10 protein-coding genes are annotated in these 13,091 nt (G+C 46.1%); 1 reads left to right on the top strand and 9 read right to left on the bottom strand.

Going from position 1 to position 13,091, the window contains the following annotated elements:
- The first annotated feature begins 29 nt into the window (after positions 1-29).
- Positions 30-1,667, top strand: a complete 1,638-nt coding sequence (gene pfaD, locus AB6D93_RS10575) for an eicosapentaenoate synthase subunit PfaD (RefSeq protein WP_102332819.1) — start codon at positions 30-32, stop codon at positions 1,665-1,667.
- Between the two features lie 97 nt (positions 1,668-1,764).
- Here the strand turns inward: pfaD and hflX are convergent, their stop codons facing one another.
- The 9 genes from hflX to AB6D93_RS10530 all read right to left on the bottom strand — a co-directional run bounded on the left by hflX (position 1,765) and on the right by AB6D93_RS10530 (position 12,894).
- Entirely contained in the window at positions 1,765-3,132 is a 1,368-nt protein-coding gene (gene hflX, locus AB6D93_RS10570; protein WP_102332820.1) for a GTPase HflX, read from the bottom strand.
- Positions 3,133-3,401: 269 nt separating this feature from the next.
- On the bottom strand, positions 3,402-4,514 hold the full coding sequence (locus tag AB6D93_RS10565; RefSeq protein ID WP_017068959.1) for an ABC transporter ATP-binding protein: 1,113 nt from the start codon (positions 4,512-4,514) through the stop codon (positions 3,402-3,404).
- Positions 4,515-4,520: 6 nt separating this feature from the next.
- Positions 4,521-5,378: a carbohydrate ABC transporter permease gene (locus AB6D93_RS10560; RefSeq protein ID WP_009848502.1), complete on the bottom strand. Its 858-nt coding sequence runs from the start codon at positions 5,376-5,378 to the stop codon at positions 4,521-4,523.
- A complete protein-coding gene (locus AB6D93_RS10555) occupies positions 5,375-6,313 on the bottom strand; it encodes a carbohydrate ABC transporter permease (protein ID WP_102332821.1) in 939 nt (312 codons plus the stop codon). Before AB6D93_RS10555 ends, AB6D93_RS10560 begins: the two co-directional genes overlap by 4 nt.
- Positions 6,314-6,494: 181 nt before the next feature.
- A complete protein-coding gene (locus tag AB6D93_RS10550) occupies positions 6,495-7,742 on the bottom strand; it encodes an ABC transporter substrate-binding protein (protein ID WP_004736057.1) in 1,248 nt (415 codons plus the stop codon).
- A 110-nt stretch (positions 7,743-7,852) separates the two neighbouring features.
- The gene (locus AB6D93_RS10545; protein ID WP_102332822.1) at positions 7,853-9,298 is read right to left on the bottom strand and encodes an ATP-binding protein; all 1,446 of its coding nucleotides are present in this window, start codon (positions 9,296-9,298) and stop codon (positions 7,853-7,855) included.
- Positions 9,299-9,343: 45 nt separating this feature from the next.
- Positions 9,344-10,072: a response regulator gene (locus AB6D93_RS10540; protein WP_017066145.1), complete on the bottom strand. Its 729-nt coding sequence runs from the start codon at positions 10,070-10,072 to the stop codon at positions 9,344-9,346.
- Between the two features lie 152 nt (positions 10,073-10,224).
- A complete protein-coding gene (locus AB6D93_RS10535; RefSeq protein WP_102332823.1) occupies positions 10,225-11,682 on the bottom strand; it encodes a protein adenylyltransferase SelO in 1,458 nt (485 codons plus the stop codon).
- Between the two features lie 570 nt (positions 11,683-12,252).
- On the bottom strand, positions 12,253-12,894 hold the full coding sequence (locus AB6D93_RS10530) for a LysE family translocator (protein WP_017060639.1): 642 nt from the start codon (positions 12,892-12,894) through the stop codon (positions 12,253-12,255).
- Positions 12,895-13,091 lie beyond the last annotated feature (197 nt).

The raw sequence follows: 13,091 nt of genomic DNA, 5'->3' as shown, positions 1-13,091 counted from the left end.
CCTGACAGAGAACTAGGAAAGAATTTAGTATGACAACTCAAACTACAATCAATAACGAAAAGCTATCTCCGTGGCCTTGGCAGATCGAAGAGAGCACAACTCGCTTTGATAACGCAGCAATGTCGACAATATTGAAAGACTTAAGCCTTGCTTGTTACGTCGTGAACCACCCAGAAAAAGGTTTAGGCGTAAGCCAAAAATCTGAGATTGCATCGGGCGACTCAGCAAGTGCAGCGAACAGCCAGCCTGTTAGCGCTTTTGCTCCTGCACTCGGTACACAAAGCTTGGGCGACGAAGATTTTCGTCGCTGTCATGGCGTGAAATACGCTTACTATGCAGGCGCAATGGCAAACGGCATTTCATCTGAAGAGTTGGTGATTGCGCTTGGCCAAGCTGGCATTCTTTGTTCATTTGGCGCGGCGGGCTTAATCCCGTCTCGCGTTGAGCAAGCGATCAACCGTATTCAAGCAGCACTGCCAAACGGCCCTTACGCGTTTAATCTGATTCACAGCCCAAGCGAACCCGCTCTAGAGCGCGGCAGTGTAGAGCTGTTTTTGAAGCACAAAGTGAAAACAGTTGAAGCTTCTGCATTCTTGGGCTTAACACCGCAAATCGTTCACTACCGTGCTGCGGGTCTTAGCCGCGATGCACAAGGTGAGATTCAGATCGGCAACAAGGTAATTGCCAAAGTAAGCCGTACTGAAGTTGCGAGCAAGTTTATGCAGCCTGCTCCTGCGAAAATGCTGCAAGCTCTAGTTGATGAAGGTCGAATCACAGCAGAACAGATGGAACTGGCACAACTAGTTCCTATGGCTGATGACATTACTGCAGAAGCTGACTCTGGTGGTCACACCGATAACCGTCCGCTAGTAACACTGCTGCCAACGATTCTAGCGCTGAAAGAAAAAATCCAAGCACAGTACCAGTTCAAAACACCACTGCGTGTTGGCTGTGGTGGTGGCGTAGGCACGCCTGACGCTGCGCTAGCGACGTTTAACATGGGCGCTGCTTACATTGTTACTGGTTCAATCAACCAAGCGTGTGTTGAGGCTGGCGCGAGCGAACACACACGTAAGCTGCTTTCGACAACTGAAATGGCTGACGTGACGATGGCTCCAGCGGCAGACATGTTCGAAATGGGCGTGAAACTGCAAGTGGTTAAACGCGGCACCTTGTTCCCAATGCGTGCAAACAAACTGTATGAGCTATACACACGTTACGACTCAATTGAAGCGATTCCAGTAGAAGAGCGTCTGAAGTTAGAGAAGCAAGTATTCCGTTCAACACTGGATGATATTTGGGCTGGCACTGTGGCTCACTTTAACGAACGCGACCCGAAACAGATCGAACGTGCTGAAGGCAACCCGAAACGTAAAATGGCGTTGATCTTCCGTTGGTACTTGGGTCTTTCTAGCCGCTGGTCAAACACCGGCGAACAAGGTCGTGAAATGGATTACCAAGTATGGGCAGGCCCTGCACTTGGCGCATTCAACGCATGGGCAAAAGACAGCTACCTAGATGATTACCAACAGCGTAATGCGGTCGACCTTGCTAAGCACTTGATGCACGGTGCGGCTTACTTAGCACGTGTTAACCTGCTGACCTCTCAAGGTATCAAGCTTGACCCAGAGTTAGCACGTTGGAAGCCAACTCAAAGAATGGCGTAGGCATTTCAATACAGCGTTAATTAAGCTCAACCAATAAAAAAAGCGACCACTTAGGTCGCTTTTTCTTTGGACGTTCTTATCTAAATTAGATAGACGATTAAGACTTCTGCATACGCTTTTTCAAGCGCGCTAAATCAATTGCACTTGAGCGTACAGTAAGCTTGATGCATTCGTAGTCGTATTCTTCCTTCACCACACTCATGTTTGAGCGAATCTCACCGATAATGCCTTGTCCAGAATAAGGAATCGTGATCTCTTCTTCGATCATGCCTTGTTCAGCCACACCCACAATGTACTTGTGTAGTTTGGTGATATCGAGCGGGTCACGAGTCGAGGTCAGCATTGCATCTGGGAATTCTTCAATCAGCTCTAACTGTTCTTCTTCGCTCAATCTATCGCACTTGTTCAGTACCAATAGTTTTTCGCTGCCTTCAACGCCCACTTGCGCTAATACTTCGTGTACCACATCAAGCTGCGCGCGGAATGAAACATCAGAAGCATCAACCACATAAAGCAGTAATGAAGCATCATGCGCTTCTGCTAGTGTTGAGTGGAATGAAGCAACCAGATCGTGTGGCAGTTTCTTGATGAAACCCACCGTATCTGACACTAAGATACGCGGCTGAGTGATCGGCTGAAGTGCACGAACCGTGGTATCTAAGGTCGCGAATAGCTTATCTTCACCGCTCACTTCGGTTGCGGTCATAGCGCGCATCATCGAAGATTTACCCGCGTTGGTGTAGCCAACCAGAGCAACAGTGAAAAGCTCCGAACGCTGAGTGCGTCGGTTCTTCATTTCGTCCTGTACGCTAACCAGCTCACGTTTAAGCGCAGCAATTTGGTCACGTACTTTACGGCGGTCTAGCTCTAATGAAGTTTCACCAGCACCCTGACCCATTTGACGCTCTTTATCACCGTCGGCTGTTTCACGCAGTCGAGGCACTAAGTAGTTTAGGCGAGCGATTTCAACTTGCAGACGTGCGGTACGAGTACGAGCATGGCGGCTAAAGATCTCGATGATGATACCAGTACGGTCAAATACCTCGACACCCAAGTGCGCTTCTACATTACGCAGTTGAGATGGGCTCAAATCACAGTCGAATACCACTACGTCAGCAGTACCAAACTCCACATCTTCAGATGGAAGATCATCAAAATCTAATTCATCGATCCTAGCGCGAAAATCAAAAGATTCATCGATAAAATCTTCATCTTCTGCTTCTTCAATCGAACCTTGGTAACCGGTGAGGTGTGCAATTTCTGCAAGCTTACCTGCGCCCAACACGTTTTGTCGTTGTGTTGAACTGTGGTGCTGTGATTGTGTACCGACCACTTTAAACCCTAGGGTTGTTACTAAGCGAGCAAGTTCGGCAAGAGACTCTTTTGCTTCGTCACCTTTGAAGTCCGGTGTCGTAATAGAAATAAGTAAAGCGTTACTAGCTGAGGGTTTTGCTGTTAGTTTCATGTATTCTTCTGTTTATGCACTAATGTGCAACCTAGTATTTGGTCTAAAGTAGCGCGATCCTACGCTGTTCTCGGTCAGCTTTATAGAGCTAACGGAGGCTAATTAGCGATATTATTGCAGTTAATCCATTTATCTCGTTTATCCCTCTGTTTTCGTGAGGAAATAAAACAGGCTAAAACACAAAAAAGACAGCATCACGTTACTTATTATAAGTTAGTGATACTGCCTTTGTTTAAGCTTAGACTCTCATTGAGCTACTGTCTCAAAAACTAAAAATCAATTCTCGCTTCAGTCTGAGCATCAAAGAATACCGCCTTTGATAAGTCAAAATGCAGCGGCGCCATTTGCCCAACTGACACTTCAAATTCTGGCGACAAGCGACACGCTACTTCTTGGTCGTTCACTTTCACCATCGCAATCGTATCTGGCCCTGTAGGTTCCAAGACTTCCAGCTGTAAATCTAGCTTGGTCGTTGCCGACACATCTTCACTTTCCTGCTCAGTGATGTGTTCAGGGCGCAGGCCAATCACCACTTCTTTGCCATCTTGTTCACGCATGCTTTGTGGTAATCGAATGTGGTGCTCTTGCTCAGACGTACCCGTTACTTTGATGATCGGATTCTGATCATCATCCAAATCCACCATGGTCTTAATGAAGTTCATTGATGGTGAACCCATAAAGCCCGCGACAAACATGTTATTTGGCTTGGTGTAGATCTCTTGCGGCGTACCGAGTTGCTGCAGTTCACCATCTTTCATCACCGCAATACGATCCGCCAAGGTCATCGCCTCTATTTGGTCATGGGTGACGTAAACAATGGTGGTGTTAAGCTTTTGGTGAAGGCGTTTAATCTGATGACGCATTTCAACACGCAGCTTGGCATCCAAGTTAGAAAGCGGTTCATCGAACAGGTACAACTTAGGACGACGCGCTAGTGCACGTCCCATCGCGACACGCTGGCGCTGACCACCAGATAGCTGTGATGGTTTACGATCAAGCAGTTGCTCAATTTGCAGCATTTCAGCGACGCGATTCACTTCTGCGTCGATTTCGTCTTGTGGCATCTTGCGGATCTTCAAGCCGAAGGCGATATTGCCGCGTACCGTCATGTTTGGGTAAAGTGCGTACGACTGGAATACCATCGCGATGTCGCGGTCTTTAGGTTCAACCTGGGCCACGTCAACACCATCAATCACGATTTCACCCGAGCTAATATTTTCTAGCCCAGCAATGGTGTTCATTAGGGTAGATTTTCCACACCCCGAAGGGCCGACAAGTATCAAGAACTCCCCCGAATCGATACTGATGTCGATGCCCTTTAACGTTTCGTTGTCCGCGTTGCGATAGGTTTTACGGATCTGTTTTAAATCTAATGTTGCCATGGGTAATTATCCTTTTACTGATCCTGCCGTTAGGCCACGAACAAAATATTTTCCTGCGAAGACATACACCAACAGCGTTGGCAGCGCGGCGATGATCGCGGCAGCCATATCAACGTTGTATTCTTTAACGCCCGTGCTGGTGTTGACTAAGTTATTTAATGCTACGGTGATTGGCTGAGTCTCTGAGCCGGAATACACCACCCCGAACAAGAAATCGTTCCAGATTGCGGTGAACTGCCAGATCACCGTCACCATGATGATAGGCGTAGAGATCGGTAATAAGATCTTGAAGAAAATGGTAAAGAAGCCTGCACCATCCAGTTTTGCTGCTTTGATCAATTCATCCGGAATCGAGATGTAGAAGTTACGGAAAAACAGAGTTGTAAACGCCATGCCGTAGATAACGTGCACAATCACCAAGCCGATGGTTGTGTTCGCTAGCCCCATCTTGCCGAGCATGGTTGCCATTGGTAGTAGCACCACTTGGAACGGAATGAAGCAACCAAACAACAGTAAGCTGAAGAACAGATTCGAGCCTCGGAATTGCCATTTCGTCACTACATAACCATTGAATGCACCGAGCAATGTTGAAATCGCAACCGCAGGAATCACCATTTGGAACGAGTTCCAGAAGTAGCCTTTGATGCCTTCACATTTCACGCCCGTACAGGCGGTGTCCCACGCTTTATACCAAGCATCAAACACCCACTCTTTCGGTAAGCTCATCAAGTTACCTGCCTTGATGTCTGGCAGAGTTTTGAATGAGGTCAGCGCCATGACAAACAATGGCATTAGATACACCAAGCAGAAGAAAAGCAGTGCTGAATAAATAAAGATTCGAGCAAAATTGATGTTATTCATCATGACTTTTTCTCCCTAAGTTCAGAGTAAAGATAAGGCACGAGAATCGCTAAGATACCAGCAAGCATCATCATGGCACTGGCAGCACCAAGGCCGATTTGTCCACGCGTAAATGAGTGTGCGTACATGAATAGCGCAGGAAGATCCGATGAATAACCTGGGCCACCCGCTGTCATCGCGGTCACAAGGTCGAAACTCTTAATCGCAATGTGTGAGGTGATGATCACCGCGCTGAAAACCACAGGGCGCAAGCAAGGTAGAATGATTTTCAGATAAATAGTGGGTAAGCTTGCCCCATCAATTTGAGCGGCTTTGATGATTGAAGAATCAATGCCACGAAGGCCGGCTAAGAACATCGCCATCACGAAGCCTGACGACTGCCAAAGTGCTGCGATAACCAAGGTATAGACCGACATTTCAGAGTCGACTAACCAATCGAATTTGAAGTCGGTAAAGCCCCAATCTTGCATCAGCTTTTCAATGCCAAGACCCGGGTTAAGAATCCATTTCCAAGCGGTACCCGTCACGATAAATGACAACGCCATTGGGTAGAGGTAGATAGTACGAATCGCGCCTTCTTGACGGATGTTCTGGTCAAGTAATACAGCTAAACCAACACCTAGCAAGATAGCAATCGCCATGAATAGAAAACCAAACACACCGAGGTTGGTGATAGAGGTGATCCAACGATCGTTATCCATCAGCTTTTCATATTGGGTTAAACCAACGAAGTTGAAGCTCGGAAGAAATCGAGAGTTGGTGAACGACAATGCGGCCGTCCAAAATATATAACCGTAGATACACACCACGGTCACTAACGCAGTTGGCGCCAGCACAATTTTAGGTAACCAATGTTGCAACCTGTCATCAAAACTCGGTTTCGGTGCAGGCTGGCTCCTTGTGGGTTTTGGAGTCGACTCAGTCAAAACATGCTCCATAACTTATCCTTGTTGCACAATCGAGCCAATGGCTTACCTTTCGGTACCACATCAGCATCACGCATATTAGAATTGGGAGTGAAGAGCAGATAGGCTCCCTACGAGCCTACCCACCCTGGGGGTTCGATAAAACAACACAACCCGTCACTCACGTGCGTTGTGTGTCACTTATCAAGTTAGATTAGATAGCCGCTTTCACTGCTTTTGCTAACTTAGCTGCCGCTTGTTTCGGATCGGCATCTTTCTCATTGAAGAAGTTAGTCACTACGTCATAGATAGCGCCTTGAGCGTAGCTTGTTGTCGCTAGGCCGTGAGCCATACTCGGAACAAGGTCGCCAGATTCAGCACTCGCTTTGAAGGTTGCCATTGAGTCCAACGCACATTGGTCAAACTTAGACATGTCCATATCTAGACGGACAGGGATAGAACCCTTGTTAAGGTTGAAGACTTCTTGGAAATCTTTGGTAAGAATGGTTTTCGCTAGGTCTTGCTGCGCTTTTTGGTTCTCTTTGTCGCTTAACTCAAAGAACGCAAAGCTATCGATGTTGAAAGTGAATTGGCCATCAGTACCTGGAGCTGGTGCACAGATGTAGTCTTTACCCGGCACTTTGCCTGCCGCAGTAAATTCACCTTTCGCCCAGTCACCCATGATCTGCATTGCCGCTTCGCCATTGATAACCATTGAAGTTGCTACGTTCCAATCACGGCCTGGAGAGTTACTGTCGATGTAATCACGCATCTTTTTGAACTTGGTGAATACTTCCACCATTTTGTCGCCAGATAAAACGTCCATATCAAGATCAACGAACGCTTTGTTGTAGTCTTCACTGCCTAGTACATCAAGCGCCACCGCTTCGAAGACTGTCGCGTCTTGCCAAGGTTGACCACCGTGAGCCAGTGGAATGAAGCCAGCCGCTTTAATCTTGTCTGCAGCAACGAAGAACTCATCTAACGTAGTTGGAACCGTCACGCCTGATTTTTCTAAAACAACAGGGTTCGCCCAAAGCCAGTTAACACGGTGAACGTTGACAGGAACCGCCACATATTCGCCATCCCACTTCATCACTTTAGTGACCACTTCTGGCAGTAGCTCATCCCATTGTTCTTGTTTCGCCGTTGCATCGAGAGACGTTAGAAAACCTAAACCACCCCACTCTTGAATATCATGACCTTTGATCTGCGCGGCAGATGGAGGATTGCCCGACACTGCTCGAGTTTTCAAAACAGTCATCGCACTTTCACCGCCGCCACCAGCAACAGCAAAATCTTTCCAAGTATGGCCTTGTTCTTCAATCATCTCTTTCAGTACCGCTGCGGATTTCGCCTCGCCACCGGCAGTCCACCAGTGAAGTACTTCCACTTCACCAGCTTGAGAAAATGTTGAGGCAGCAAGAAGAGATAGAGTAAGTAGGGTTTTATTGATTTTCATTATTATCTTCCATGTTTAGCGGACTCGACGTCCGGTTCAATAAAGAGTCTACTTATTTTGATTTTTAGGATTGAAACAAAAGGTAAGCTCTATGTAACATAATTGTTACATTACACTTCTAGGCCTGTTGGGATATAGACTTTGGCTTCTAAGCCGCCTTGAGGGGAGTTGCGAATAATGAGATCTCCGCCGTGTCCATGCAGGATATTTCGGCAGATCCCGAGGCCAAGACCGTGTCCTTGATCATCCGTTGCTAACCTAAAGTAAGGTTCAAAAACTAACTCTAGCTTGTCTTCTGGAATGCCATTGCCACGGTCTTGAATGGTCACGACTACCCAAAGCTCATCACCGCTGATTTCTACCACTGCTGATGAACCATACTTAACCGCGTTGTCGATTAAGTTGGTCAGTACACGCTTTATCGCCAGTGGTTTCGCGACCAATGGCTCAATGACGACCGGCTCGAACTCTACCTTCGTTTGGTACTGGTTATGAGATTCAATCACAGCAAGTACCATTTCGTTGAGGTCAATAATGGCGTTATTCTCGTGTAGATCTGTGTCTCTTACCGCTTGCAAAGCACCTTTAACCATCATCTCAAGCTCATCGAGATCTTTATTGAATTTGTCTTTCTTTACTTCGCTCTCCAACAACTCTGCACGCAATCTAAGCCGTGTTATTGGTGTCTTTAAGTCATGGGAAATTGCCGAGAAAAGGTGCTCCCGGTCGGCAACATAGCGACGAATCCGTTGCTGCATTCGATTAAAGGCCCGAGTCGCGGTGACCAGTTCCGTTGCCCCTTCTTCATTAAGTGGCGGCTGCTGGATATCCATACTCATCTCATTGGCCGCTCTTGCCAATTTCTTAAGCGGACGTACTTGGCGACGAATCATCAAGTAAGTCAAAACCAAAAGAATGAGGGTCGAGGAAACTAAGAAGATCACCTGTTCTCTGCCGAGAATCGTATCGTCGAGTTTGACGTAAGGCGCAGGCAACAACGCGGCGATATACACCCATTCATGACTGGCTAATTCTATCTGAACAACCAGAATAGGAGGGTTAAGAGGTTCTAAGGTTAAAGTATGATGTGCCCACGATCGCGGGAGATCGCTCAAGTAGATGTCATTTTTAAGCAAACGAAGATGTTCAGGGCGAGAGAAATCAACCCGCACTGATTCGACTTTATTGAGCTTGCTACTCAAAACACTTTCTATAGCTTCAATCGAGGCGGTTTTTAAACGGGTATCAGGGATCGGTTCGACAATCAACGCCTCTTTATTGAAAGAGACGAAAAAGCGCGTACCGCCCATATTGCGGATCTGATCTAATACGATATGACGATATTTGACGGGTAGAGACTGAAAGAAAGTCACCGTCGAGGCAAACATATTGGCCATGCTTTCGGAGGCAGAACGAATCCCTTCCAACTCTTTGTGTTTGGATTCGCTATACCAAATAGACGTTGCGATACCCTGAGCAATCACCACGGCTAACAAGGTCAGTAGCAATGTTCTTGCGACCAAGGAGTTGGGTTTTAATCGACTCATCCAGTTCATAGGAAATACTTCATTGGCAAGGTGTTCATTGACAGCACTTGATTATCAGTGCTCATACTGAACAGGCACAGCGAGAATATAGCCATTGCCGCGCATGGTTTTGATGTAATGAGGATATTTGCCGCTGTCGCCCAATCGGCTTCTCAGGCGACTAAGCTGCACGTCGATGCCACGTTCAAAAGGCAACGCTTCGCGGCCTCTGGTCGCGAATGAGATAGTGTCACGGTCGAGAACTTCGTTAGGGCGAGTTAAGAACAACATCAACAGAGAAAAATCACTGCCCGACAAATCCATCTCTTCCGAGTTTTCATTGTGGGAAATTCGATGCGCTAACGTATCAAGCGTCCAATCACCAAAAACAATCTGTTTTGGCAATGCATCACTTGTCTTGTCATCCACCACTTGAACGCGGCGCAACAACGCTTTGATACGCGCCATTAACTGACGAGGGCTAAACGGCTTGGCAATGTAATCATCAGCACCAATTTCTAAGCCGATAATTTGGTCGGTTTCATCCGATACGGCAGTCAGCATGATGATAGGCACATTCGATTGCTTACGGACGCGTTGACACAAGGTAAAACCATCGTCACCAGGAAGCATCACGTCTAGAAGTATCAGGTCAGGATAACCTTGGCTTTGGAGATGAGTTTCTAGTTCAACACCATCTCCAACCGAAGAGACATCGAAACCCGATTTTGTAAGGTACTCTTCCAGCAACTCGCGGATTTCTTGATCATCATCCACCACGAGAATTCGAGTATTTGTTGGCATCGCCCAAACCTATAAAATTTACAACTTATTCACATAGTGTATAGGCAGGTCGAGTATTTGATTATTGATATGTTTGTAAAGTTAGAAGAACAAACAGATAGAGATCACAACTAAGCGACCGCTATCTGTTGGTTTTATACTGATAAGCCGATTTAAGACGAGCAGCTGATCTCCATGGCTTTACCCCACTCAGGAGGTAAAGCCGCAAGGTGCTCATAATCCGGGTGTTCCGCGTAAGGGTCTGCCAGTACCACCATCAAAGCATCAATGTCGCTGCTATCACCGCGCTCTGCTTTGTCTATCGCCAGTTGAGCTAGGTAGTTTCTGAGGATGAATTTCGGGTTTGCCTGCCTCATATTTTCGCAGCGCTCTGCCACTGAGCTCTCTTCCAGTTCACAGCGTTGTAAGTAGTTATCTACCCACAGCTTTGCTGCCTCTCGGTCGATAACCAAATCAATCACTTCTTGCGGCTGCAAGGTATCCAAATTCGACAACGTTCTAAAAAATCTTGGGTAGTCGACTTTGTTTTGCGACATCAGCTCGAACATAGATTCAAACAAACGACTGTCACCTTCTTGTTTCGAAAGTAGCCCCAACTTACGACGCATCATCTGACTAAAGTAACCGTTCATTTGCGGTTCGTACTGCTCTAAAGCCGCCTCTAAGTCGGCCTTATCCATCAGCGGAGAAAGTGAGTGAGCCAGTGCCGACAGGTTCCAAAGCCCTATTCTTGGCTGCTGGTTAAAAGCATAACGACCTTGGTAATCCGAGTGATTACAGATCAATCTTGGGTCATATTCATCAAGAAACGCGAACGGGCCATAATCGAAAGTTTGCCCGATGATCGACATGTTATCGGTGTTCATCACGCCATGAGCAAAACCATTCGCTTGCCACAACGCAATCATCTCCGCGGTACGGTCAACAATCTGATTAAACATAGCAGCGTAGGGTTTCTCTTCATCGAGACACTCAGGGAAGTGCCATTCAATGACTTTATCGGCCAGCAACTTATGCTCAGCCAACTGATTGGTATAAAACAGATGTTCAAAGTGACCGAAACGGATGTGTGATTCGGCAGCACGCACCAACAATGCGCCCCACTCTTGCTTCTCTCGATATACCGGTGTGTCGCTGGTCATCATAGCCAACGCGCGAGTGGTTGGGATATTGAGCCCTGCCATCGCTTCGCTACATAAGTACTCACGAACGGTTGATCGAATAACAGCGCGTCCATCGCCCATACGTGAATAGGGCGTTTTACCGGCACCTTTAAGGTGTAAATCGAACGTTTCGCCACTTTTCGCGACAATTTGAGCTAATAACAGCCCTCTTCCATCACCTAAATCCGGGTTATAAGAACCAAACTGGTGGCCTGCGTACTTCATTGCTACAGGCGAAAACTGCTCAGGTTCAACATTGCCAGATAACGTTTCAAGCAATTCCTCGGAAGCATCATCAAATGACGGAAAACCGAGTTCATCCGCAAGCTTATGGTTCCATGCGAGCCATTGGACATTGCTGAGCGGTGTAGGTTGAATTGGGGTATAGAACAGTCGAGGTAATGCAGTAAATCGATTGTTAAATGAAATAGAATCCCAGACAGACATGAGAGATACACTGTAGATAAAAGATAACTTAAGATTATCACAGTTTCGTAACAACTTCAGAAGTGCGATGGCGCTTGTTTATAGAGGTAAGGTGATAAACCATTCCACAGGAAGAAGGTGGCGGCTTTAGGGGAAGAAGACGACTACGAGAAAGGGCGACTAGGAGTAAATTACTGTGGGATGCTTGCTAGAAGAAGATGACTAAGAAAAAATTAAGTGGCTAGCCTGATGAGAAAAGCCACATTTATAAGAGAAAGAGTTCTGACTTTGAAGACTTTTTAACAAGTGATTTCATAATAAAAACTAAAAATATAGAGCCATGAAGCTGACTACATTAGAGCAAGAATACCCACTAGAGAAAGGGTAGAGAAAATCCAAGTACGACTGATTACGCCAAAGTTACTGTGTTGAATCATTTCTTGATGCTGCATATGTCTCTCCTTGAGAACGTGATGGTGTAACTACAATATATCGGCTTTTCGCCAAAAGCAGCAAGCACATTAATATTAACCTTTTATGACAGCATCAAGAATATTCTGTAACCATTCACCTCTCTGATAAAACAGAAAGTTATGCTCGACTGGTCGTCGAAAGCAGTGCGCCAGCCCCAATAAAGACACCTCCAGTGACACGATTAAAGACCTTGGCTCGACCTTTCGCAAACAACCAATTTGACGACTTCGCCCCCAAGTAGGCATACACCAATAACCAAGACAATTCCATCACTGCGAAGGTAAAAGCAAACACGGTAAACTGTGGTAATAGCGCAATTGAGGGATCAATAAACTGTGGGAAAAGTGCAGTAAAAAACAAGATAGCTTTGGGGTTACTCGCGCCAACAATAAAGCCACTTAAGTAATGCTGCGCAGCGCTTTCTTTGACAGATTGAGCACCGCCTTGTTGATCCGATAACTTGTCATAATCTTGTTGGCTAGAGCGCAGAGACTTCCAACCGAGGAAGATCAGATAAGCTGCACCAGTCCATTTTATGACATTAAATACCACTTCAGACGAAGCAATAATTACCCCTAGCCCGGTAAACGATAAAGTTAAAATACCAGTAATCGCAGTTAAGCTCCCCAAGGCAGTAAATATCGATAATTTAAAGCCAGATTGCACACCTTTGGTCATGCACAATAAAGAACTTGGGCCTGGTGATGCCGTTAAAATTAGCACCGCTAATAAATAATAAATCCATGTATCAAAGCTCATCGTGAATCCTCCTTAACTCACTAAAACGACTAAATATTAAACACCAATATGTAATAAGCCCTCATATTAATCAACTAAATATTGCGCTTAACGTCTTCGATATAAATGCAAACATCTTTAATCTAGGCAATAAAAAACGCCATGCATTGCTGCATGGCGTTTAAATAAAAACGTTTCAAATCGAACGTCTTACTAGA

Source organism: Vibrio sp. 10N.247.310.23, from assembly GCF_041467155.1.
GTDB classification, from domain to species: domain Bacteria; phylum Pseudomonadota; class Gammaproteobacteria; order Enterobacterales; family Vibrionaceae; genus Vibrio; species Vibrio crassostreae_C.
This window is presented reverse-complemented; position numbering and strand designations above follow the sequence as displayed.